This window comes from Aquirufa regiilacus (assembly GCF_032470275.1).
Taxonomy (GTDB): Bacteria; Bacteroidota; Bacteroidia; order Cytophagales; family Spirosomataceae; genus Aquirufa; species Aquirufa regiilacus.
In genome coordinates this window covers 27,969-53,280 of record NZ_JAVNWW010000008.1, presented here as the reverse complement: position 1 = coordinate 53,280, position 25,312 = coordinate 27,969, and the positions used below count along the sequence as shown (strand labels likewise).

The window sequence follows — 25,312 nt, the reverse complement described above, 5'->3', positions numbered from 1 at the left end:
AAAATCAATGAACAAAACCAACGCTTCAACCTTACCTCAATTATCGTTCGAAGACACCCAAATTGCCTTTGCTTCAAAGTCCAACTTTAAACTCAAAAAGGCCTATTGGATATTTGCCTTAATGAACCAAAATTGGCTTGTAAAGTTAGGGACTTTTTTTATCAAATTGTTTCTTTTCCTTCATTTTCCCATCAAAAAACTCATAAAATCTACGATTTTTGAACAATTCTGCGGTGGAGAAACGATCCAAGAATGCAAACAGACGATAGACCAACTGCAACAAGGAAAGATTGGAACGATCCTAGACTACTCAGTTGAGGGGGAAGAAAATGAAAAATCCTTTCAAATCACCAAACACGAAATATTAAAAACGATACAAAAAGCGCATGAGAATCAAGCAATTCCATTCGCTGTTTTTAAAATGACGGGAATCTTTCAAGCAGACCTTTTGGAAGAATTTCAAACGGAATCAGGATTGACAGAAGATAATGAAGAGACTTTTCAACATAGCAAAGAAATACTGATTGAAATATGCCAACTAGCCTACGACCTTAAGGTTCGCCTATTTATTGATGCGGAAGAGAGTTGGCTACAAGGAACAATCGACACTTTGACGTATGAAATGATGGAACGTTTCAATCACGAGACCGCTATCATATTCAATACTTTCCAGATGTACCGTGTAGATATGTTGGAAAATCTAACAAATGCGATTAAAGCTGCGAAGGACAAATCTTATTTCCTAGGAGTCAAATTGGTTCGTGGGGCATATTTAGAGAAAGAACGCCAGCGTGCGCACGAGGATGAGTATTCTGAGCCCTTGCATAAAGACAAAGAACATACCGACCAAGATTTCAATACCGGTATGTTAGCTTGCCTAACTAATATCGAACGTGTACATTTTTGTATCGGCACCCATAACGAATACAGCTGTAAATTGCTGCTTGAAGAAATGGCCAAACAGCATATCCCACACAATCATCCTAACATCTATTTTGCTCAACTATTGGGCATGTCAGATAATATTAGCTACAACCTTGCTTCAGCTGGTTATAATGTAGCCAAATATGTCCCTTATGGTCCTGTGGAATCTGTAATGCCTTATTTATTCCGTCGGGCAGAGGAAAACAGCTCCATTGCCGGTCAAACATCCCGTGAATTCACCTTGTTACTTAACGAAGTAAAACGCAGAAAAAACGCATAATGAAATCTAATTACCGCTATTTCCTTCTTAGTTTATTGATTATACTGTTGGACCAAGGAATAAAAATGGCCGTGCATCATTTCATGGATCCGGGCTATTATGGCCAGATTGAACTTATCAGTCCTTATGTCAAATTACATTATACCCTCAACCCAGGAATGGCATTCGGAATTCAATTGGGATCCGACTATGGCAAATTGATTTTGACGAGTTTTCGCATTTTGGCCATGTTTGGGATAGGTTATTTCCTTTATAAGTTGACGGTAAATCAATCTAAACCTTTATTGTTGGTTTGTACCGCATTGATTTTAGGAGGTGCTATCGGCAATTTAATTGATTCCGTGTTTTATGGTGTCTTTTTAAATAATGCGCCACTGGATGCACCCATGCAATGGTTTCATGGACAGGTAATTGATATGTTTTTCATCGATTTTTGGGAAGGCATCTTACCCACTTGGATTCCAATTTGGGGAGGCACGTATTATTCCACACCCATATTTAATTTTGCTGATGCGGCGATATTTTGCGGCGTTGTGACGATCTTGTTCTTTCAAAACTATCTTTTTAAGCAGGAAAACGAATAAATTGTAATTATGGGGCAATATTTCATCTTCTTTCTATTAGCCCTCTTCGCAGAAATCGTTGGAACCATCAGTGGATTTGGTTCCTCTATCCTATTTGTACCCCTTGCTTCGATCGTATTAGATTTCAAGGTTGTACTTGGGATAACAGCCGTTTTTCATGTTTTCAGCAATTTGTCGAAGATCTATTTATTTCAAAAAGGTATTGATAAACAGATTGCGCTAAAACTGGGCATTCCTGCCGTTCTTTTCGTCACCTTAGGCGCATGGCTAACAAATTACATCCCACAAAAAGAAATCGAACTCGGGATGAATTTCATCATCTTTTCAATTGCTTTGTACATGATGTCGGGGCATCACAAACGAATCAAAGAATCAAACACGAATTTATATCTAGGTGGGACGCTGTCAGGCTTCTTTGCTGGTTTAATCGGTACGGGGGGCGCTATTCGTGGCATTACCTTGGCGGCATTTAATTTGGAGAAAGATGCCTTCATAGCAACATCAGCAATCATCGATATGGGCGTAGATGTGAGTCGGGCAGGTGTTTACATCGCCAGTGGGTATTTCCAACGAGAACACGTCATATTAATCCCATTCCTCATCATTATTTCCATTGCTGGCTCTTATGCAGGTAAAATAATTTTGAATTATATTCCTGAGAAGACATTTCAATATATTGTTTTAGGGGTGATTCTTTTGACGTCTTTGATACAAGGGGGTAAGTATTTTTGGTAGAATTAAGAAGTAAGAGTTAAGAATTAAGAGGTAAGAATTAAGAGGTAAGCTATATTAAAATCTAATTTAACCCTAGGCTATAGCCTAGGGACCCCCAGACTAAATTCTGGTGCTAGAAATAAAATCCGAAAGTCCATTTTAAAGCAACCGACCAAGCACAATCAAAAAAGCCCCGATTTTCATCGAGGCTTTCTTCAAAATAATCAGCTAACTTACTTCTTCGCTGGAGCTGCTGGTGCCGCTGCTGGTGTAGCTGGCTTAGGCGTAATGCCCATTTTCTTCAATACCAAATCAGACATGTTTGCATCTGTAGGGTAGTGCAATAAAATTGGAGCTGTTCCCATACCTGCATCGTAATTGAATACATACGTATAAGCATTCTCAGCTGCTACTGCGTGCATGTTTTCTTCAACTTTCTTCAACAAAGGTTGTAACAATTGAGCTTGTTTCTTTTGTAAAGAAGTTTGTGAATTTTGCTGAAATTCTTGAATCGAAGTTTGCAAATTTTGCAATTCCTTTTCCTTGTCTTGCTTGATGATATCAGCTGTCTTAGGATCAGCATTCAATTTCTCAAATACAGCTAATTTATCTTGAAAATCTTTTACTTTTCCTTGATAAAGCGTCTCATATTGCTTTTGCGTATTTTTCAAATCTTCTTCCACTTGCTTAGCTTCAGGCATTTGGCTTAAGATGTAATCTGCATTAATAAATCCAATTTTTACTTGTGCTTTCGCTGGTAAAATAGCCATTCCGAACACAAGGCTCATAGCTAAGAATAGTTTGTTTTTCATAAAAAATTAATCTAGTTGTTTTTGTTTTGTATGCTTAATCACTCTAATTACTTCTTCAAATTCGGATCTAATTCCAAGCCTAATTCCTCTAACACGTAGTCCGAATAATCATGAATGGGGTTCGTGTAAATTAACGCTAAACCATCATTTGCCTTGTCAAAGACAAAATCCAAACGCTTTTGTCGAACAACACGTTCTAATGCCTTGGATATTTCATCCAAAATGGGCTTCATCGCATTCTGTTTCGCTTTGAACAACTCTCCCTCCTCTCCAAAAACCTTTTCTTGAAAAGCCTTCGCATCTTGGTCTTTCGACTTGATTGCAGCGATTCGTTGCTGACGTAATTCATCCGTCAATAGCAATTCTTCTAAATGGAATTCCTTTTCCATGAGCGCAACTGCTGCTTGCTTATCCGACACTTCTTTTAACCACGCTTTTGTTTTCACATCTAAAGCAGCTTGAACTTTTTGAAATTCAGGCATTTTAGACGTAATAAATTCCGTATCAATGTAGCCAAATTTCTGTGCGTAGGTCCGTTGTCCCATGCACAGGATTCCCAAAATTAAGAAAAAAATTGACTTTTTCATTGTTAATACTTCCTAGCGAATTTGCTGCCCAATCGAGAATGTAAATGCTTGTCGGCCAAAATCCGAATCACCCGGACGAGGCTTATCAAACGCAAATCCATAATCAATTCCAATCATACCGAACGCCGGCATAAAGATACGCGCTCCAAATCCAGCTGATTTATACAAATTAAATGGCGAATAGTCGGCCATCGATGCAAAGTTGTTTCCTCCTTCAGCAAAACCTAACACAAAAATTGTCGCAGATGGATTCAATGAAACTGGATAACGTGCTTCCATCACAAATTTATTGTAAGCAACCCCACCATTTCCATATGAACCTGATGGTCCAATGACACGATCTTTATATCCACGTAAGCCAACAATATCACGATTGAACGAGAATCCTTGAACCATCCCAGATCCACCTAAATCAAAACGCTCGAAACGCGTCGTAGGGGCACCGCCGTAAGATCCCAAGAATCCTAAATGCGCACGTGTGTGAAGGATAAGCTTTCCTAGTAATGGCGTAAACCAACTAGCATCAAACATCCACTTATGGTATTCGATTAAACTTCCATCTTTATTTCCTCCCATCAATGAATATGGAGGTGTTATCGAGGCATTCAATGAGAAACTCGAACCCATCCGTGGGAAGGTTGGATTATCAATGCTATTGCGTGAGAAATTCGTCATCAAGGTAATCGATGTTGACTTTCCTTGCGGATATGCCCACGTATAATAACGATCTACATCATATTGTGCAAAAGACAGGGAATTACTTAATGAGAAATAATCATCCGGCCATTTTAATCTTTTTCCTAAACTGAATGAGACAGAGTTAACATTAAAATGGGCATCCAATAACGAATCGGGAACAGAATAAGCACTCGCTCCATATCCACCATATCCCCCATAACCTCCATAGCCACCGTAGCCGCCTAAGCCGCCACCCAATCCGCCGCCATAACCACCACCGTAACCACCGCCATAGCCGGTTGTTCTAAATTGATATGGATACGAAACACTTCGATTCAGGGAGATGGAGAATGAATTAGGCTTCTTACCACCTAACCAAGGTTCTGTGAATGTTAAACTATAGTTTTGATACGCGGCACCATTGGCTTGAAAACGAACAGATAATTTTTGCCCATCTCCTGCAGGTAGTGGACGCCATGCCGACAAATTTGTCAAGTTTTTAGCAGAGAAGTTATTAAAGACTACACCCAAGGTTCCTACAAAACCAATGTAGCCGCCCCAACCGCCTGACAGCTCAATTTGATCCGATGGCTTTTCTTCGACATTGTATTCAATATCAACTGTTCCATCGGGACGTGGCTGAGGATTAGGCGTAATTTTTTCCGGGTTAAAATAACCAATCGTAGACAATTCGCGCACGGTACGTATGATGGCCGACTTGTTAAACTTCTGACCAGGTAACGTACGTATCTCACGCATAACGACATGATCCGAAGTCTTCGTGTTACCATTCAAAATAACTTTGTTAATCGTAGCTTGTTTCCCTTCAGAAATACGAATCGACAAATCAATCGAATCCCCTTCGATGGCTGACTCAACAGGCTCAGCATTGTAATACAAATACCCATTATCCATGTAGACAGAGCTCAAGTCATCCCCCGGATTTCCTTGCAATTTCTTGTCTAATTCTTCCGTATTGTATACATCCCCTTTTTTGATGCCTAATACCATGTTCAATACCGAATCTGGGTAAATATAATTTCCCTCGAAACTGATGTTCCGGTAATAATACTTTTTCCCTTGAACTAGTTTGATGTAGAGGTCCACCGATTTTTGATCGACCTTACTAATTGAATCAGACTTGATTTGGAAATCACGAAAGCCCAATTTATTCATCGCCTCAAGCAACTTCGTCTTATCCTCATCCCATTTTTTAGGAACAAATTTCGATGGCTTAAAAATACGCCCTAAACGTACCTGCTTCGTATTTTTAATTTTACGTAAGATTAATCCACGTGATTTGGCATCAATTCCATCCAAGATAATTTTGTGTACTTTAACCTTCTCCCCTTTGGCAACATTAACAATTAATGTTGCATTATTTCCTCGCAAGGTATCAACACGAATTGTTGATTTGGTTGTTACATTTAAACGACCTTTTTCTTGATAATACTTACGAATCGCTAATTCCAAATTCTTCTTCAGCGTTTCAGTAATGATTTTTCCTTTGTAGGCTTTCACCTTTTCACTTAAGCTCTCTTGCTCGCCTTTACGAATACCAACATAATTAATCGCAAATAAGCGTGGACGTTCTTTTAGCTCAATTTGAAGCCAAATCTTATCTCCTTCCACCTTAGAAGCATAAATTTCAACCTCTTCCAAAATCCCTTGGTCCATGATTTTACGAATCGCCGTTGCAACCGCATCACCTGGAACCTTAATTTTATCACCTGCTTGCAAGCCCGATATATTAATCATGGACGCACCATCGTAGAATTGAGAACCCGTTACCTCGATACCTGCAATTTCATATTCCTTGGGATCAGCCCAAGAAAAACTCGTTGAAGCAGAATTAGTAGGTGCAAACCGACGGCCACCCAAAACCTGTGCTTGAGCAGCTTGTGTAATGAAAAGAACCAAGACCACGATAAATAGTTGCCCTAAACGATACCCCTTTGATTCTTTACGAAAATTCATGCAAATGTCTTTTTTCATTTCTAGGGTTTAACCCTCACGTTTAACTTGTTCACTCGTTTTACCAAATCGACGCTCACGCATCTGAAAATCCACAATCGCTTGATGCAAATTGACTTTTCTAAAATCTGGCCAAAACAACTCTTCAAAAATATACAACTCTGCATAGGCCAATTGCCACAGCATAAAATTACTAATTCGGTGATCCCCTCCAGTGCGAATCATCAAGTCGGGATCCGGCATTCCTGCCGTTGACAAATGCGCATTAATCATATTTGCATCTACTTGAGAAGCATCTATTTCGCCGGAAGCAACCTTTTCCGCAATCTTTTTTGTCGCTTGCGTCAAATCCCACTTTCCGGAATAAGATAATGCAAGAACCATAGTAAGTCCCTTATTATCAGCCGTTTGCTCCATCGCTGAAGCTAATTCTTTCTGTGAACCTTTCGGTAGCGATTCCAAATCTCCGATTGCCTTGAGGCGTATTTGATTCTTCATCATGCCCGGCAATTCATCGTGGATGGAACTCACCAATAAACTCATCAAAGCCTTCACCTCTGCTGGGGGTCTATTCCAGTTTTCCGTAGAAAAGGCATATAAAGTCAAATACTTTACACCCAGTTCTCCACAGCCTTCTATCGTCTCTCGAACAGCCGCAATAGCGTGTCGGTGACCGAATATACGGTCTTTAAACCCCTGCTGTTTCGCCCATCGACCATTACCATCCATGATAACGGCAATGTGTGCCGGCAGATTGTTTACATCAATAGAATCTTTTATTTCTTGACTCACAACTTAATAAATACAAGAGGCAAAGATAGCTAATCCCTCCCCTTATTCAAAACATTAATCCCGAGGGCAATAAACTGAAATTAACGAATAGGTTATCGATACCGAACTTTGCAAATATTGGTCCGTTTTATTCAGCGTAAAAATCTTGGGCTGCTCTCCCCAGGCTGCTTGCCCATCCAAGATATTTGACAAAGACTTACTCATGCCAAATTCCCATTGCAAGCCCACTCGGTTATTCAATTGTGCCTTTATGCCTACTCCAAAAGGGATCGCCCACGTAAAATAGGTCTTAGGTGTATCGATGACTCCCTCAGGACTTACAAATAAAAAACCCAATCCTCCATAAATGAAGGGTGTCCAATTTCGAAGATTACGGTTAGCCTGGTAATCCTTAAAATTATAATCGACCAATCCCGAAAGTTCAATCAAGGGACTCGAAAATTTATTTTCCGAAAACGAACTACTGGGAAGCAAATAATTAGCTCCATCACCATCTAAACCCGAAAAAGTTAATTTCGCCCGGTAAGCAATCGCTTGATCTGGCTGATAACGCAACTGAAAGTTGACCGCCGTATTAAGTGTTTTCAACTGAGATAAATGAGGAATCAAATGCCAGTCGGACAAATCCCCTTTGTACATACTTGCCCCAGCACCTGCCGACATACTCCAGCGTTGCGCATGCAAGGAAAAGCTCAGAAAAACAGCTAAAAATAAGGTGACTAACTTACTCATTGAATGGGCAATGGTGGACAATCAATTTTATTTCGCAAATGGTAGATTAACCGAATTTGCGTCGTGAAATACTGGTCAGGACCCGTTGAAATTTTAGGTGCCGATACGGTCGAGGGAACAGGAATTCGATTCACCAAGGTATTCGCAGCAAATGGCTCGCCGGAACGGTCTGTATAAAGCATACTTCCAGCAATAGATAAAGGAACCACGGAGCTTCGAATATCCGTCACATCATCCAAATAATCTGTCAAGGCAATGCGGTAACCAAAATCGAAACCCACATCCATACTGCTCGTAATCTTATAGCGAAACCCAACGCCAAAGGGAATGGAAATACCCATGAGCGAATAATCAACACCTTCATTTTTATAATCTAATAAACTTGCATTGCTCTCCGATAACCAAGGACTCTGAACGGGATTACCAGATCCATCAACACCCGCCTGCTTGCGTGCATCGGGGGAATGTAAAAAGCCCGTCACTCCTAAATAAACATAGGGCGAAACAGCATTGCGCTTCAAGTTATTTTCCGGATTACCTCCGATTTCATACATCCCCACAAGCGATAATTCTTTGATATCATTTCGAAAATGAAGATTTCGCAAAAAATTGGCATCCCAATCACCTACCGGAGAAAAATAACTATCATCTCCCGCAATGCGAATGTAATTCAAGCCCAGATTAGCACTGAAATTTGGCGATAAATGCCGCGTAAAATTAACGCCCACGTTCCATCGAGTCGTTTGTGCCGCAACCGAAAATAAGCCTGCCACAGGCACTAAGTCACCGATGTAATGTGAGGAACCCGCTCCAAAAGATACAGAGGTATGTTTTTTAAATACAGGGAAAGGTGATTTCTTCCTGCCTTTTTGACCTAAGAACCACATTTGGGCATTTGAATCAACGCGATTCAAACCAACCAATAACAAGACCATTACGATTATTCGAAACATAGATATACCTAGCGTTTTAGCAACAACGAATTACTGAATTGATTGTTGTGCGAAATTCAAGTTTCGAAGATAACAATTTATCTATTGAATCACCAATTGACGCGTCACTCGACCACCCCGATTTGTACTTAAACTGATCAAATAATGACCCGAAGCGTATCCATTCACATCAAAACGAACCGAATAAGACCCTACTTTACGCAAGCCTGAGTCGATGAGTTTCAGTTGGCGACCTTGCAAATCAAATAGCGCAAGGTTGATATACGCCTCCTCAAATATGCCAAATTGCAACAACGTGTTATCTGTCGCTGGATTTGGCCAAGGCGAAGTTAATTCGATTGAAACCGCTTCAGGAAGTGCATCTGGCGAATTTTTATAAATAGGCAAACGCTCAAAGGTTGAATTAAAGATTTGCTGCGTGCGTACATTATCCAATCCCAAATGATCCCGTAAAACCGTGCTGTAAACTTGGCGATAGTCATAATTAAACTTCAAGTCGCCATTGTTATCTAATGCCTTCAAATTAGGATTTGCTCCGATCAAGCCTCCGCGCACCGTTTTGCCGATAAAGAACATCGGAGCGGCCGTACCATGATCGGTACCGGCTGTACCGTTTTGATTAACACGCCGACCGAATTCCGAAAAGGTCATGATATTGATTCGGTCCGATAAATTTTGATTATCCATGTCCACCTGAAAGGTTTTCACGGCTTCCGATATTGTCTTCCACAAGTTGGCATGCTGCGTCAATTGATTGGCATGCGTATCAAAACCACCGATGTTCAATAAATAAACAGGGGTCTCTAAACCACCTGAAATTAATTTTGAAACGATGCTGAATTGCCGACCTAAATTTGACGTCGGATAGGAAAGCGAATTCTTCCCCTTCGTTGCCCCATCCCGAATAACGCCCGCGTATTGAACGGAAGCCGCAGCGATCTGTTTCAAGAACCCGAGCTCGTCCCCAGCCAAAGTCGCCGGTGGAATATCGGTATCAGCGGGGGTGCCACTGACTAATTGATAAAATAAATTAGGGTCTTCAAAAACGGTACTAAATCCTCCTTGATCTGATTGAAACAAAAGCGATTCGACGGAACCCAATTGAATGGCCATCGGATGTTTGGCTAATGCGATCGGAAACTCAGGGTAACGCGTCTTTAAATAACGACCTGCCCAGCCTTCATCCCAAAGGGTGCCAGCATCCGACCCGGTGTTCCAAATATCGGTTGCACGGAAATGCGAACGATTGGGATTCGGATAACCAATGTTTTGAGCAATACTAACTTGACCTTCGTCGTACAATTTCTTTAAACCCACCGCTGATGGATGCAAATACATCCCCTGATCGAGTTTTAATGCCGCATCTTTTTTGATCGAAATATTCGGACGCGCCGCATGGTATAAATCATCTTCTGCCGGAATAACGGTGTTTAAGCCATCATTTCCACCACCCAACTGTATAATAACAAGTACTTTTCCTGCTTCTGCATTACCGGCATATGCAGCTGGTATTTGACCAAAGGCTTTTCCTGTCACAGTCCCTAAACCGATCCCTACACCACCTGATAAGATGGCCATTTGCTGTAAAAATGCTTTCCGATTCATTTGCTTCTTCATGGCCTAATTCAGTTGATATTCAGGTAATCGCATAATCGCTTTCAACAGTCGGACAATCCGAGCATCCGCCTGCGGTGTATAGGTAGACCAGTTGGCAGCAATGGTTCCATCCAACAACGTATTCAACAAAAACTGACGTTTGGATTCTAAAATCGGGAATGAGACCAACGAATCAATGACATCATTCACGAATAAGGCTGCTTTTTCGCTGTTGGGAAAACTCCTTGCATAAGCCAACACATCTAATTTCCCGGTAACAGTCGTTCCATTAAAGCGCTTACCTGTTAACAATGAATCCGTGAAGCCTCCGCGATAGGAATAGGTTGTTGAGCTAATCCAATCACGCTGACCTGGCCAACCGGCTACATCGGGTGGTTGCAACAATTGCATTTGCATCAGTTTTGCCATGTCATATAAGTTGACAATATCCGGCACCTTAATTTGTAAGGCTTTTAACGACCCGACCATTAATTCCTGAGGATCTTTGATGCGTGTTGCCTGAAAACTTATTTGATAGAAATGATCAGACAAAAACATGAAACGCAACAAGGGTTTCATCTCGAAATTATTCGAGCGAAAAACAGTCGCCATTTGAGACACAAATGCCTCATCAGGCTTATAATAAAGGAAGGCTTTATAAAGTTTCCGGCAAATAAATTCAGCACACGCTTTTTGTTCAAAGATCAAATCAACCAAGGTATCGACTTTGAATGCAGCCGTTTTTCCAAAAATCGTCAGATTGGCCTCTTTGTGCCATCGGTTTGGATCAAAAACAGCCGTTAGACCTTTAACTTGCCAACCCGAAAGAACTTTTGCAGCTTGCTTGATATCATTTTCGGTGTAATTTCCGATTCCGAGCGTAAAAAGCTCCATGAGTTCCCGACCGTAATTTTCGTTGGGTCCTGTTCCTCTACTATTATTTCCATCCAAATAAATCAGCATGGTAGGATCGCTACTTATTTCTTTGACCAATTGCTTGAAATTGCCAAAGGCGAATTTTCGAAACAGTTGATTTTGTTGGTACATGTATTGCGGATAATTCACTTTGTCGCGCTCACATGAAAAATGATTATGCAGAAACAAAACCATCTTTTCCTGCATCGATAAACCTTCGGAGAACATGCGATTATACCACCAATAGGTCAACTCACGATACCATTTTGCAGTATCCCCTGAATCTTGTTGTACTTGCGCCGGAGTTGTATTCACCCAGGTATTCGGTGCTGCTGGAGTTTTTACATCAGCCAGCAATGCCTTGTCCACCAGATCTTCCATGGTACCATACCCCATGGCTTGTTGCAGCTGCTCTTTGGAAAAACCAAATAAGGTTCTGGCCAACAAATGTTTAGCGTTGGGTAGGGAAAGGATGGGCATTGATCTAGTAGAATTTTGCCCTAAGGTAAATTGAATATATAGATTATCAAAAAACTGATAAAATTTATTTCTTAAATCGTATTTCCAAGGTCGTATCAGGCTTTGAATAGCGAGTAACACGAACTTTCAAACTTCCCGACTCTTTTTTAATACGCTGAGGAACAGCCACTTGTTCAAAAAATAAGGAATCTGCACGATACAGGTCGAGTTTCTTGCGCTTTCCCTCCTTTTCTACGACGACTAACAAGTAATGAACCTCTCTTCGATCACTCGCGTCTGCATACTTTTTACGTAAGACGCCATCGATTTCCATCTCGCGAACCTCGGATTCAGAATCATAGACTTTTTCGGCCCACAATTGCGGCAAAAGGAGTTGGCCTATCATCCCCAAACCTACCAACACAAATAAATACGTTGTGAAATTTTTCGATGCTCCTTGACCTGAAGAACCGCTCATCATATCGCCAAAAAGTGGCATCTTGAGTTTTTTCCGGGGTGCGCGACGTGGAGGAATTGGATTATCAGCCATAAGGATTCAACATTGAACTACAAAACAAATGATTTTCGAATTGAAATCCGTAAAAATTTCGGATTAATTGTCGGAACATAGCGAGGATAAAAATTCAAATTGGTAAATTGCAAATTAAATTATCACTAAGCCTAGGTAGGCCCTATATTACCATGTTTTCAATACTAAGCAAAAGCGTTACAAAAATATTTGGCACGAAATCTGAACGTGACATCAAGGCAATCATGCCGATTGTGGATAAAATCAAGGAGGAATATGCTCGTTTGCATGAGCTTTCCGATGATGCACTTCGTGGAAAGTCATACGAATTCAAGCAACGCATTCAAGCATTTTTAGCAGATATCGATGCACAAATTGTAGCCTTGCGCGAGCAGGGAAACGCGACTGAGGATATCGATGAGAAGGAAACTTTCTTTCTTCAAATCGACAAATTAAACGAGGATCGCAACAAACAATTGGAAGTCGTTCTCATGGAAATTCTTCCAGAGGCCTTCGCTGTTGTAAAAGAAACGGCTCGTCGTTTGACTGAAAACAAGAAATTAGTTGTAAGCGCTACGGTTGAAGATAAATTCATCGCTGCCAAAAAGGCGAATGTCGTGATTGAAGGCGACAAAGCGATATGGCATAATCAATGGTTAGCCGCTGGCAACCAGATTACCTGGGACATGATCCACTACGATGTACAGTTGATCGGTGGTATCGTCTTACACCAAGGAAAGATTTCTGAGATGGGTACGGGAGAAGGAAAAACCTTGGTTTCGACCTTGCCGACCTATTTAAATGCCTTAGCCGGACGCGGTGTTCACTTAGTAACAGTGAATGATTACTTAGCGAAACGTGACTCGGAATGGAATGCCCCTTTATTTGAATTCCATGGTTTGAAGGTGGATTGCATCGACAAACACGAACCGAATACCGAGGAGCGTCGTCAGGCCTATTTGGCCGATATTACTTACGGAACAAATAACGAATTTGGTTTTGATTATTTGCGTGACAACATGGCGCGCAGCTTAGAGGATCAAGTTCAGCGTCCACATCATTTTGCGATGGTGGATGAGGTTGACTCCGTGTTAATTGATGATGCGCGTACGCCATTGATTATCTCAGGTCCTATTCCAAAAGGAGATGAGCAGGAATTTGAAGCATTCCAGCCACGCGTTCACAAATTAGTAGAAGCACAAAAGCAAATCGTTCAAAACTTCTTGGTTGAGGCCAAAAAGGAAATTGCAGCCGGCAATAAAAAAGAAGGTGGTTTAGCTTTATTCCGTGCTTATCGCGGTTTACCTAAATCAAAACCCTTGATTAAATTCTTGTCGGAAAGCGGCATGAAGCAATTGATGAACGAAACGGAATCCATTTATTTGGCGGAAAACCAAAAATTGATGCCACAGGCTGATGAGCCATTATTGTTCACGATTGAGGAGAAGAACAATCAAGTAGAATTGACCGAACAAGGCTTAGCCTTTATGAGTGGAAACACGGAGAATCCCGACTTTTTCGTCTTGCCACACTTGTCGATCGATTTAAATAAAATTGAAAAGAATAAGGACTTGTCGGACGCGGAGCGTTTGGCACAAAAGGAGCAATTGATCTTGGAATACAATGAGAAGGCATCACGCATTCACACGGTCAACCAATTATTAAAAGCCTATACCCTATTCGAAAAAGATACCGAGTACATCTTGGTGGAAGGCAAAGTGAAGATTGTCGACGAACAAACGGGTCGTGTGATGGAAGGCCGTCGTTATTCTGACGGATTACATCAGGCGATTGAGGCCAAAGAAGGCGTGAACGTGGAAGATGCTTCTCAAACCTATGCGACGATTACGTTGCAAAATTACTTCCGTATGTACCACAAATTAGGCGGTATGACGGGAACGGCGGAAACGGAAGCGGGTGAATTCTGGACAATTTACAAATTGGATGTAGTTTCGATTCCGACGAATCGAACGATCCAACGAAAAGACCATGAGGACAAAGTGTATCGCACGGTTCGTGAGAAATACAATGCCGTTGCGGAGGAAATTCAGGAATTGGTTGCAGCTGGCCGACCGGTATTGGTGGGTACGACTTCGGTCGAAAACTCGGAGTTATTGAGTCGTTTATTGAATATCCGTAAGATTCAGCACAATGTCTTGAATGCCAAACAACATGCAAGAGAGGCGGAAATTGTTGCTGAAGCGGGTCAATCAGGAAAAGTAACGATTGCGACCAACATGGCTGGTCGTGGTACGGATATTAAATTGAGTCCGGAATCAAAAGCCGCAGGTGGTTTAGCAATCATCGGTACGGAGCGCCACGAATCTCGTCGGGTTGATCGCCAGTTGCGCGGTCGGGCGGGTCGTCAAGGAGATGTGGGTTCGTCACAGTTCTTTGTATCCTTGGAAGATAACTTGATGCGTTTATTCGGTTCGGATCGTATTGCGAAAGTGATGGATCGTTTGGGCATGGAAGAAGGTGAAGTGATTCAACATTCCATGATTACGAATTCGATTGAGCGTGCTCAGAAGAAAGTAGAAGAAAACAACTTTGGTATTCGTAAGCGTTTATTGGAATACGATGACGTGATGAACTACCAACGGAATGCGATATATAAGCGTCGCCAAAATGCTTTGTTGGGCGAGCGCTTATCATTGGACATCATCAACATTTTATTCGATGTATGCCAAGACATCACAACGAGCTATTCGAATTACGAGGAGCTTGAATTGAAAGTGATTGAATTATTGGGCATGGAGCCACCGTTCACGGCGGAGGAGTTCAATCGTTTGGCGGTAGACAAGCGTACTGAGCAATTGTTCTTGGCGGCAGAATTACATTACAAGGCGAAGAATGAGGCTATTGCTCACCAAGTTATTCAAGTAGCGGAAGAGGCGAAACGTCAAGGTTTCTCAGGTATTCAAGTACCCATCTCGAATGGCCAAATGGTCACAGGTGTTGTGGTAGATGCTGACAAAACGTTGATGAGTCAAGGTAAAGAAGTGATTACGGAGATGGAGAAATTCATCACGTTGACCTTGATTGATCAAGAGTGGAAAGAGCATTTACGTGAGATGGACGACTTGAAGCAATCCGTACAAAATGCGGTATTTGAGCAAAAAGACCCATTATTGATTTACAAATTTGAGGCGGTTAATTTATTCCAGCGCTTTGTGGCGCGCGTGAATTCCGATACAATCAGCTTTGTGATCAAAGCGGAAATTCCAGCGGCGCAATCGACAAACCAAACGGCGCCAAAAGCACCGAAGGAGAAAGCACCTAAATTGCAAATGAGCAAAGACGAGGCTTTATCATCTTTATTGGGAGGACTAGCTGGAGCACAAGACGAACCAGGTTACCATGATCCATCGGCAGGTCAAGCGGAGCGCGTTGCACCACGTCAAGCGATTAAAATCGCGGACCGTAACCAACGGGTAACGGTACAATACCAAGATGGAAGCATTAAGGAAAATGTGAAATATAAAGCCGTTGAGGCGGATGTGGAGAGCGGGAAAGCGGTGGTGGTTGCTTAGGAGTTAAGAGTGAAGAATTAAGAGTGAAGAGTTAAGAGTGAAGAGTGAAAAGATATGTTAATTGATAATTTTCAAGATTATCAGTTCTACAATACATCATTTGGATTTATGTTGCTATGCTTGTGACATAAATCCAAATTCATGAAAACAGAAAGTATTATATCTGTTAAATCCTTTCTGTTTGCCTTGAAAATCATCAAGACACACCGGATAATAAATCATACCCACAAGGAGTTTATTTTAAGCAAACAATTGCTTAGATCAGGTACGTCAATCGGCGCAAATGTAGCGGAAGGTCTTTACGCGTTTTCGCGTAAAGATTTTGAGTTCAAAATATCGATTGCCTACAAAGAGGCAAGAGAAACCGTTTATTGGCTTAAACTACTAGAGGCAAGTCATATCATTGACTTAGAAACATTTGATGAATTAATTTTGGATTTGGAAGAGCTGCAGCGATTACTTGGCTCTACATTGCTTACACTGAGAAAAAATCAGAAATAAATTGCATCAAATAAATATAAATATCAGAAACCCTATACTCTAACTCTTCACTCTTAATTCTTCACTCTAACCTACCAAATCACAATATCATCCGCATTCGCAACTTCTTTGCTTTCAGATGAATTAACTAACTCCGCTTTGGAATAGCGCGCACGGGCAACTGCCACCGGATTTTGCTGTGGGTCAAGCATCTCGACCACCTCCCCTTTTTCGAAATCGCCGATGTATTCAAGTACACCGACCGACAAAAGACTCTTCCGATTTTGGATAGCTTTGACAGCACCTTTGTCCAATACAATTCTGCCTGTGATCACACTGCCGGAGGCCAACCATTTTTGTCGGGCAGATAAAGTAGCCGTTTGTGGTTCAAAGACTGTTCCGATATTTTCATGCAAAGCATCAATGATCCCATTGGCTTGATCCAGTCCAAAAATCACCACCTTGATTCCCATCCTCGTAGCTAAACGGGTAAACGTTAGTTTGGAAATCATCCCACCCAAACCTGTACTAGAGGTGTCCGTATTAACTACATCCAAAATGGAAGCATTGATCTCGGGGACATGTCGAATGATTTGTCCTTGCTCGTCCAATAAACCTCCCACGGATGTGGAGATCAATAATTTTTCAGCTCCGAATCCCGTGGCGATTAAGGTCGCCAACTCGTCGTTATCCGAAAACTTCAACTCCACATTGCTGACAACATCATTTTCATTCGCGATAGGAATGATGTCATTGCGCCAAAGCTCTTGATACGTTTCCTTCAATTGTAAGAAGGATTCGCGTTTCGAAAAATGATGGCGTTCGCAAAGGCTCTGCGCGATGGAGATACCGTATTTTTGAAAGTAATGGTTGTATTTGGCGATCAACAAAGGATTACCCACGGCGGCGGCGGCTTTGCGCTCCGACAAAGTTCCTTTGTATTGTTTCAAAGAAGCTTTTCCGGCTGCCACGGCACCACTGGATACTAATACAATGGAATATTCTGCTTGCAGACTTGAAACCTGAGCCGCGATTTTCTCGAGTGTTTGCTCATTCACATCCCCATTTGAATGGGTAATGGAAGATGAACCAAACTTAATGACGAGAATCGGCTTTGACATAATCTGTAAAATTTGATACAATTTAGCCCTTTCAGTTGAAATTTAGGCTATTTGGCTGGCAATTTAAATTCACTGGCTCGAAGCAAACATTTGGACAATAACTTTTCATAAGCTGTGCGCTTGATCTCTATTGCCCCATAGCGCTGCACGTTATCGTTTATAAACTGGGTATCCAACAAACCAAAGTCATTGAACCGCAAAATCTCAATTAAGTAATGAAAAGCTACTTTGGAGGCATTTGATACTTTCATAAACATCGATTCGCCAAAAAACACCGAACCAATATGGACGCCATATAATCCGCCGACCAACTCACCATGCTCATAAACCTCCACCGAATGCGCAAATCCCATGAAATGCAAATCAACATAGGCCTGAATGATTTCCTCCGAAATCCATGTTTCCTGCTCGTAGGCCCGAGGAGCCGCACAAGCACGCATCACGGTTTCAAATTGGGTATTTATGCGCACCTCGAATTGCCCCCGATTCAGAATCGGTTTCAAGGATTTGGCAGGCTTATAGGTATCAATCGGGATGATGGCCCGGGGATCTGGTCGGTACCAATAGATCGTTCCATCCGCCTCCGCCATGGGAAAAACGCCCGAGGTATAGGCGTAAATCAACGCTTCAGCAGTTAAAGAATTATCATTTTCCATGAAATAATCAGTTGATTGTTGGGATTTCCCCGTTGAATTACTGAAATTTGTCCCCTATTATCTGGACAAAATTAGCGTTTAATCACGCTGTTTATCAAGAACATGAAGATAAATAATTCAATTAGGTATGTAGTCACGTCACTCCGACGACGAAGATTCATCTTTAGGGTATGATCCCCTATAAGATTGATTTACCTATTTGTTTCATTTATACTTGATTCCATTCATGAATTCATATACTGTTCAAATCGCTAGTCAAGCCCATTTTGACCTAGCGGAATCTATTTGCCACGAGATGGCAGAATCTGCCAAAGCACGTGGCACCGGTATCGCAAAACGAACACCAGACTACTTACAAGAAAAAATGTCGGAGGGCAAAGCCATCATCGCAACAGACGATGTGACGGGTGAATTCGTAGGCTTTTGCTACATCGAAACCTGGCAACATGGTAAGTTTGTGGCCAACTCCGGTTTGATTGTTAAGCCATCCTATCGCCAATATGGTGTAGCCAAAGCGGTTAAGTCCAAAGCTTTTGATTTATCACGTAGCCGTTTTCCGGATGCCAAAATCATTGGTATTACGACTTCATTGGCGGTCATGAAGATTAATTCGGATTTGGGATATGAACCAACGACTTTTTCGGAATTACCAGTAGATGATAATTTTTGGAAAGGCTGTCAATCCTGTGTGAATTATGACATTCTCACACGTACCGAACGTAAGATTTGTTTGTGTACGGGAATGATTTATGACCCTAACCAAGCCGTAGCAACGCCAGAAAAAGATGAAAAATGGATCTTTTTAAAGAACCTTGCCGACTTCACCCAATTGAAAAAAATTAAAGAGAAATTATTAATGCCTTTTCACAAGAAAGGAAAATCCAAATAAATATGAGCAAGCCGAAAGTAATACTAGCATTTAGTGGAGGATTAGATACATCATTTTGTGTGAAATACTTAACCGAAGAACGCGGCATGGAAGTGCACTCGGCTTTGGTAGATACAGGTGGATTTTCGCCAGCGGAATTAAAAACGATTGAAGAAAAAGCCTATTCATTAGGTGTGACTTCACACGTGACATTAGATGTCGTAGAAGAATATTACCAAGATTGCATCAAGTATTTGGTCTTTGGAAACGTGTTAAAAAACAACACTTATCCATTATCTGTTTCGGCTGAACGTGTTTTCCAAGCAACAGCTGTGGCAAAATATGCAGCTAAATTAGGTGCCAAAGCAATCGCGCACGGAAGTACAGGTGCAGGGAATGACCAAGTTCGTTTCGATGTGGTATTCCGCATTTTGGCTCCCGAGTGTGAAGTAATCACTCCCATTCGTGATTTGCAATTGTCTCGCGAGGCCGAAATCGATTTCTTGAAATCAAAAGGTGTTGTACAAGAATGGCATAAGTCAACCTATTCAATTAATAAAGGACTTTGGGGAACATCTGTCGGTGGAAAAGAAACCTTAACGTCCGATGGCTATTTGCCTGAAGAGGCTTGGCCAACTCAATTAACTGAAACGAAACCAAGCAAGATATCTTTGCAATTCGAATATGGCCAATTGGTCGGAATCGATGGCGAGAAATACCCAAGCTCTGTTGACGCAATTCGCGAACTAACAGCGCGTGCGGGTGCTTATGCAATCGGTCGGGACATTCACGTAGGTGACACGATCATTGGTATCAAAGGCCGTGTGGGCTTTGAGGCTCCTGCCCCATTGATTATCATCAAGGCACACCATTTATTGGAAAAACATGTGTTGACAAAACACCAATTGTACTGGAAACAAAACATTGGCGATATGTACGGCACCTTGTTACATGAAGGACAATTCTTGGATCCGATTATGCGGAATTTCGAAACTTTCCTAGCCGATACGCAGGACAATGTAACAGGAACCGTAAACGTTGTTTTATCACCTTATCAGTTCCAAGTGACGGGTATTGAATCGAAATTTGATTTGATGTCATCTGCTTTTGGGGCATATGGAGAGATGAATAAAGCTTGGTCGGGCGATGATGTGCGAGGATTCTCCAAAATCGTTTCGAATCAAACAATGATTCACCGGAAAGTAAACGAATCAAACTAATGGCAAAAATAGGAATCGTAGGCGCTGCGGGCTATACAGGTGGCGAATTGTTGCGCATCTTGGTAAATCACCCGGATGTACACTTGACGTGCATTATGTCGAATTCACAAGCAGGCAAATTGGTATCGGATGTGCACACGGATCTTTTGGGATCAACGAATGCCCGTTTCTGCGCTGATTTGAGCCCCGTTGATGTCCTATTCTTATGCTCAGGCCACGGCGAATCTAAGAAATTCTTAGCGGCCAATGAGATTCCATGGCATACCAAAATCGTCGATTTGAGCACGGATTTCCGTGATGAGTCGGAGGGATTTGTCTACGGATTAGCCGAATTTCAAAAGTCAAAAATCCAGTCGGCGACTAAAATCGCCAACCCAGGCTGTTTCGCAACATCGATTGAATTGGCTTTGTTGCCTTTGGCACAAGCGGGTTTATTGCAATCGGATGTACATGTCTCCGCGGTGACGGGCTCAACAGGCGCAGGGCAATCCTTGTCAAATACGAGTCATTTCTCTTGGAGAAATAATAACGTAAGTATTTACAAGGCCTTTACGCATCAGCACTTAACCGAAATCGGGATGGTATTGGGAGCAAAATCTCCAGCACCGAAGGTGAATTTCATCCCCTACCGAGGAAACTTTTCACGCGGCATTATGGCCAATGTCTACACCGCTTACACGGGAACACAGGAAGAGGCGATTGAATTATATGAAAACTATTACCAAGATTCTCCCTTCGTTTTCGTTAGTCCAAAGGATGTCGATGTGAAGCAAGTGGTGAATACCAATAAATGTTTTTTACATCTAGAAGTATATGATGGCCAATTGTTGATCAGCTCTGTGATTGATAACCTAATCAAAGGCGCATCGGGACAGGCGGTTCAAAACATGAATTTGATGTTGGGCTGGCCGGAAACGGCGGGATTGGGATTGAAGGCGATAGGGTTTTAAGAGGTAAGAATTAAGAGTTAAGAGTGAAGAGTTAAAAGGTTTTGTCTTTGGCAAACCTTTCAGGATTGCCAAAGTTTGAGACGCATGAAATGCGGCGATTAGTCGATAGATTGTAGAGGCGCGATACTTCGCGTCTATTTCAACGAAAATGTTAGACATTAGACCTTAGACATTAGACTCTTTGGCAAACCTATTAGGATTGCCAAATTTTGAGGCGCTTTGCGCCGATTCCCCAGACTAAAGTCTGAGGCTATAAAAAACATTAACCCAAGGTTTTAACCTGAGGAATCCCTAGATTGAAGTCTGATGCTATAAAATAAAACATTAGCCCAAGGTTTTAACCTGAGGATTCCCCAGACTAAAGTCTGGGGCTATAAAAAACATTAACCCAAGGTTTTAACCTGAGGATTCCCCAGACTAAAGTCTGAGGCTATAAAAAACATTAACCCAAGGTTTTAACCTGAGGAATCCCTAGATTAAAGTCCGGGGCTATAAAAAACATTAACCCCAGGTTTTAACCTGAGGAACCTTTAAAATTTAAACGAGCGACTAGAGACTAGCGACTGATAACATGAAACTATTTGACGTATATCCCCTCTACCCTATCGAATTGGTGAAAGCCCAAGGAAGCACGGTTTGGGATAAAAATGGACAGGAATACTTAGATTTATATGGCGGGCATGCGGTGATCTCGATTGGTCACTCTCACCCGACCTATGTAGCGAAGATGTCGGAACAATTGTCCAACATCGGTTTTTATTCAAATTCGATCGTCATCGGTGGTCAGGCTGAATTAGCCGAGAAGCTGGGCCGCATTTCGGGCTACCCGACCTACCAATTATTCTTAACGAATTCAGGAGCTGAATCGAATGAGAACGCACTAAAATTGGCTTCTTTCCATACGGGTCGCAAAAAGGTTGTATCATTTACCAAAGCCTTCCATGGCAGAACGGCTGGGGCAGTTGCAGTGACGGATAATCCGAGCATTGTGGCACCTATCAACGATACTTCCCATGTAACATTCCATCCCTTCAATCAAATCGAGGGATTATCGGATGTCATTACCGAAGAAACGGCAGCTGTTATCGTAGAAGGAATTCAAGGCGTAGGCGGTATCCAAGTGGCCTCAACACCCTTTTTACAAGCCTTGCGTCAGCGTTGCGATGAAACGGGAGCACAATTGATTTTGGACTCGGTGCAATGCGGCTACGGTCGGTCGGGAAAATTCTTCTCACACCAATATGCAGGCATTAACCCGGATATGATGACCACAGCAAAAGGCATGGGCAATGGCTTCCCGGTTGGTGGTGTGTTGATCGCCCCCCATATTCAGGCGAGTTATGGCTTGTTAGGTACTACATTTGGTGGAAATCATTTGGCCTGTACAGCAGCGAATGTGGTCTTGGATATCATGGAAGAAGATAATCTTTTGGACAACGCTACAAAAATAGGTGCCTATATTGAGCAAGAATTAGCGGGAATGGCAGGTATCAAAGAAGTACGCGGACGTGGATTGATGATCGGAATCGAGTTAGAAGAGGCTGTGGGGCCTATTCGGGATGCCTTATTGCATCAGCACCACATCTTTATGGGCTATGCAGGTAAGCATACCTTACGTTTATTACCAAGTTTGGCGATAGACCAGCCGATTGCGGATCGTTTCCTTGAAAGTTTACGAGCTGTTTTAAAAGGCTAGATTAGTTTACAAATGACTTGCTTTTTCATTAGAAATGTGATTATTTTGCGTTTCTTTTGTTCAAGATAAAGTCGACAATAAAAAGAAAAAGAAAGCGTACAAACAATTAGATAATAGTATCAATGGCATTAATTACAAAAATTAGAGAGAAATCGGGAATTGCGGCAGCGGCTATCGCGATCAGTTTAGTGTTATTTCTCGTGGGAAGTGATATTTTCCAAGGTAAATCATCCTTATTCGGTTCAAGTTCACAAGAAGTAGGTCAAATCGCGGGCGAAAGCATCATGATTCAAGACTTCCAAAAGAAAGTGGAAGAAGCTACGGCTAATTACACCGCTCAAACAGGAAAAGGCCCATCTGAGCAAGAAGCTGCCTCTATTCGTGAGCAAGTTTGGAACCAATTCGTTTTGGATATCGCTTACAAGAAAGAATTTGATGCCTTAGGATTAAAGGTTTCGGAAGAGGAGTTGATCGACATGGTTCAAGGAAATTACATCCACCCATCGGTACGCCAACAATTCACGAATCCACAAACGGGTCAATTTGACAAAACGTTTGTGATCCAATTTTTGAAGAATTTGAAAACGATGCCAGCACAGCAACAACAAGCTTGGGCGGCGTTTGAGAAATCAATTTCTCAAGATCGTATTCGTTCAAAATATGAGAACTTATTGCGTTTATCTAATTATGTAACGCAAGCAGATGCACAAAAAGAATACCAAGCGCAAAACGCAAAGTTCAATGCGCGTTTCTTATTTGTTCCATTCTTCTCGGTAGCTGACACAACTGTGAAAGTAACTGATGCACAATTAGAGGAGTATTTAGCTAAACATAAAGATCAATTCAAAGGAACTAACACACGTGCGATCCAATACGCGTCTTTCCCCGTTATTCCTACGAAACAAGATACAGCAGAGTTCTATTCGTCAATCAAGAAATTAGCGAAAGACTTAGCGGTTGCACCAAACGATTCAGCTTTTGCCATGTTGAATTCAGATGTTCGCACACCTTACTTATTGCCCTATGCTGAAATTCCAGCAGCGGTGAAATCAATGTTGCCAACATTCCAAGTGGGTGGTATCTATGGTCCATTCAAAGAAGGTTTAACTTATTCGATTTACAAATACGGTGGTGTGAAGAAAGATTCTTTGTTCACGATGCGTGCGAGTCATATCTTGATTGCACCGGCCAACAAATCGGATTCAGCGAAAGCACAAGCAAGACAACGTGCTGAGGCAATTTTAGCGCAAGTAAAGGGCGGCGGAAGCTTTGAGACATTAGCTCAAATGAATGGCATGGATGGCACTGCGCAAAACGGTGGCGATTTAGGCTATTTCAAAAACAATGGCGGAATGGTGAAGTCATTCGAAAAAGCCTTGTTTGGATTTAATGGAACAGGTTTGATGCCAGGTGTTATTGAAACAGATTTTGGCTATCATGTTGTGAAAGTAACGGATGCTAAAACAAACACAAGCTATAAATTAGCAGCTATCAACAAGACAATCGCTCCTTCTCAAGCGACATTGGACAAAGTATTCACGCAAGCGGATGCCTTTGCTAATGCGAATGGAACCGTAGCAGCTTTCGAAGCAGCTATGAAGAAAGATAAATCGATCATCATGATGCGTGCAGATCGTTTACAAGAAAACTCTTCTGCTATAAACAACTTGGCTAATGCACGTGAAATCGTTCGTTGGGCATTTGATGACAATACAGCGGTAGGTGACGGTTCAAAGAAAGTATTTGAGCAAGATAACCAATACATCGTAGCATTCTTGACGGGTAAAACGGAGAAAGAGAACGTGAAGGTAGAAGACTTCCGAGTTGAATTGACGGCTTTGGTTCGTAACGAAATCAAAGGCGAGCAAATCTCGAAGAAACTAGCAGGTATCAAAGGTACATTGGAGCAAATTGCACAGAAATATGGTGCGGGTGCTTTGGTTGAAACGGTACAAGATCAAACATTGTCAGCAGGTATGTTGAACACGGCAGGTCCAGATGCTGTTGCATTGGGACGTATTGCAGGTTTGAAAAACGGAAAACGTAGTGCAGTATTCGTAGGTGATAATGGTGTTTTCATCGCTGAAAAAACAGGCGGTGTTGCAGCTCCGGCATTAGCGGATTACTCATTGTACAAAAATCAAATTCAAATGATGGGCGTTCAACGTTCATCGTTCTACATCAACGAGGCAATCAAAGAGAATGCTAAGATTGTAGATCAGCGTTACAAGTTCTATTAGTAGTACTTACCCATTAAGA

Annotated in this window: 21 protein-coding genes; 10 read left to right on the top strand and 11 right to left on the bottom strand. The window is 41.8% G+C overall.

Translation table 11 applies throughout. The features are described 5' to 3' along the window. Positions 1 to 7: 7 nt before the first annotated feature. The 3 genes from PQG45_RS11620 to PQG45_RS11610 are packed head-to-tail and all read left to right on the top strand — an operon-like array spanning position 8 to position 2,523. A complete protein-coding gene (locus tag PQG45_RS11620; RefSeq protein ID WP_315577292.1) occupies positions 8 to 1,204 on the top strand; it encodes a proline dehydrogenase family protein in 1,197 nt (398 codons plus the stop codon). Further along, complete coding sequence (locus PQG45_RS11615; RefSeq protein WP_315577291.1) at positions 1,204 to 1,788, top strand: lipoprotein signal peptidase; 585 nt, start codon at positions 1,204 to 1,206, stop codon at positions 1,786 to 1,788. The genes PQG45_RS11620 and PQG45_RS11615 overlap by 1 nt, the downstream gene beginning before the upstream one ends. A gap of 9 nt (positions 1,789 to 1,797) precedes the next feature. Further along, on the top strand, positions 1,798 to 2,523 hold the full coding sequence (locus tag PQG45_RS11610; protein WP_316070908.1) for a sulfite exporter TauE/SafE family protein: 726 nt from the start codon (positions 1,798 to 1,800) through the stop codon (positions 2,521 to 2,523). A gap of 212 nt (positions 2,524 to 2,735) precedes the next feature. Here the strand turns inward: PQG45_RS11610 and PQG45_RS11605 are convergent, their stop codons facing one another. From PQG45_RS11605 to PQG45_RS11565, 9 genes are all read right to left on the bottom strand, one after another. Then, positions 2,736 to 3,314, bottom strand: a complete 579-nt coding sequence (locus PQG45_RS11605) for an OmpH family outer membrane protein (RefSeq protein WP_315577289.1) — start codon at positions 3,312 to 3,314, stop codon at positions 2,736 to 2,738. A gap of 47 nt (positions 3,315 to 3,361) precedes the next feature. Beyond that, the gene (locus PQG45_RS11600) at positions 3,362 to 3,901 is read right to left on the bottom strand and encodes an OmpH family outer membrane protein (protein ID WP_315577288.1); all 540 of its coding nucleotides are present in this window, start codon (positions 3,899 to 3,901) and stop codon (positions 3,362 to 3,364) included. A 12-nt stretch (positions 3,902 to 3,913) separates the two neighbouring features. Then, positions 3,914 to 6,574 carry an outer membrane protein assembly factor BamA gene (bamA, locus tag PQG45_RS11595; protein WP_315577287.1) on the bottom strand — a complete coding sequence of 887 codons (2,661 nt, stop codon included), beginning with the start codon at positions 6,572 to 6,574 and terminating at the stop codon, positions 3,914 to 3,916. 9 nt (positions 6,575 to 6,583) lie between these two features. Beyond that, positions 6,584 to 7,333 (bottom strand): isoprenyl transferase, encoded by a 750-nt coding sequence (locus PQG45_RS11590; RefSeq protein ID WP_315577314.1) that lies wholly within the window; start codon positions 7,331 to 7,333, stop codon positions 6,584 to 6,586. A gap of 66 nt (positions 7,334 to 7,399) precedes the next feature. Next, entirely contained in the window at positions 7,400 to 8,077 is a 678-nt protein-coding gene (locus tag PQG45_RS11585; protein ID WP_315577286.1) for a DUF6089 family protein, read from the bottom strand. Beyond that, positions 8,074 to 9,030 carry a hypothetical protein gene (locus PQG45_RS11580; protein ID WP_315577285.1) on the bottom strand — a complete coding sequence of 319 codons (957 nt, stop codon included), beginning with the start codon at positions 9,028 to 9,030 and terminating at the stop codon, positions 8,074 to 8,076. Before PQG45_RS11580 ends, PQG45_RS11585 begins: the two co-directional genes overlap by 4 nt. 81 nt (positions 9,031 to 9,111) lie before the next feature. After that, positions 9,112 to 10,647, bottom strand: coding sequence for a DUF1501 domain-containing protein (locus PQG45_RS11575; protein WP_316070907.1), 1,536 nt, complete (start codon positions 10,645 to 10,647; stop codon positions 9,112 to 9,114). A gap of 3 nt (positions 10,648 to 10,650) precedes the next feature. Continuing rightward, positions 10,651 to 12,021, bottom strand: a complete 1,371-nt coding sequence (locus PQG45_RS11570) for a DUF1800 domain-containing protein (RefSeq protein ID WP_315577283.1) — start codon at positions 12,019 to 12,021, stop codon at positions 10,651 to 10,653. Between the two features lie 64 nt (positions 12,022 to 12,085). Next, positions 12,086 to 12,550: a hypothetical protein gene (locus PQG45_RS11565; protein WP_315577282.1), complete on the bottom strand. Its 465-nt coding sequence runs from the start codon at positions 12,548 to 12,550 to the stop codon at positions 12,086 to 12,088. Between the two features lie 152 nt (positions 12,551 to 12,702). Here PQG45_RS11565 and secA point away from each other — a divergent pair, with 152 nt between their 5' ends. Both secA and PQG45_RS11555 read left to right on the top strand, forming a co-directional pair. Beyond that, entirely contained in the window at positions 12,703 to 16,062 is a 3,360-nt protein-coding gene (gene secA, locus PQG45_RS11560) for a preprotein translocase subunit SecA (protein WP_315577281.1), read from the top strand. A 141-nt stretch (positions 16,063 to 16,203) separates the two neighbouring features. Next, a complete protein-coding gene (locus tag PQG45_RS11555; protein ID WP_315577280.1) occupies positions 16,204 to 16,563 on the top strand; it encodes a four helix bundle protein in 360 nt (119 codons plus the stop codon). Between the two features lie 71 nt (positions 16,564 to 16,634). On the opposite strand, the gene proB is transcribed toward PQG45_RS11555, so the two are convergent. Then, positions 16,635 to 17,663 (bottom strand): glutamate 5-kinase, encoded by a 1,029-nt coding sequence (gene proB / locus PQG45_RS11550; RefSeq protein WP_316070906.1) that lies wholly within the window; start codon positions 17,661 to 17,663, stop codon positions 16,635 to 16,637. A 47-nt stretch (positions 17,664 to 17,710) separates the two neighbouring features. Then, the gene (gene aat, locus PQG45_RS11545; RefSeq protein WP_316070905.1) at positions 17,711 to 18,319 is read right to left on the bottom strand and encodes a leucyl/phenylalanyl-tRNA--protein transferase; all 609 of its coding nucleotides are present in this window, start codon (positions 18,317 to 18,319) and stop codon (positions 17,711 to 17,713) included. A 226-nt stretch (positions 18,320 to 18,545) separates the two neighbouring features. On the opposite strand from aat, the gene PQG45_RS11540 reads away from it, so the two are divergent. The 5 genes from PQG45_RS11540 (at position 18,546) to PQG45_RS11520 (ending at position 25,293) form a co-directional block, all read left to right on the top strand. Beyond that, a complete protein-coding gene (locus PQG45_RS11540) occupies positions 18,546 to 19,208 on the top strand; it encodes a GNAT family N-acetyltransferase (RefSeq protein WP_316070904.1) in 663 nt (220 codons plus the stop codon). Positions 19,209 to 19,210: 2 nt separating this feature from the next. Next, entirely contained in the window at positions 19,211 to 20,407 is a 1,197-nt protein-coding gene (locus tag PQG45_RS11535) for an argininosuccinate synthase (RefSeq protein ID WP_315577276.1), read from the top strand. Continuing rightward, positions 20,407 to 21,357 carry an N-acetyl-gamma-glutamyl-phosphate reductase gene (gene argC / locus PQG45_RS11530; protein ID WP_316070903.1) on the top strand — a complete coding sequence of 317 codons (951 nt, stop codon included), beginning with the start codon at positions 20,407 to 20,409 and terminating at the stop codon, positions 21,355 to 21,357. Before PQG45_RS11535 ends, argC begins: the two co-directional genes overlap by 1 nt. A gap of 571 nt (positions 21,358 to 21,928) precedes the next feature. Further along, on the top strand, positions 21,929 to 23,053 hold the full coding sequence (locus PQG45_RS11525) for an aspartate aminotransferase family protein (protein WP_315577274.1): 1,125 nt from the start codon (positions 21,929 to 21,931) through the stop codon (positions 23,051 to 23,053). A gap of 122 nt (positions 23,054 to 23,175) precedes the next feature. Continuing rightward, on the top strand, positions 23,176 to 25,293 hold the full coding sequence (locus tag PQG45_RS11520; protein ID WP_316070902.1) for a peptidylprolyl isomerase: 2,118 nt from the start codon (positions 23,176 to 23,178) through the stop codon (positions 25,291 to 25,293). Positions 25,294 to 25,312 lie beyond the last annotated feature (19 nt).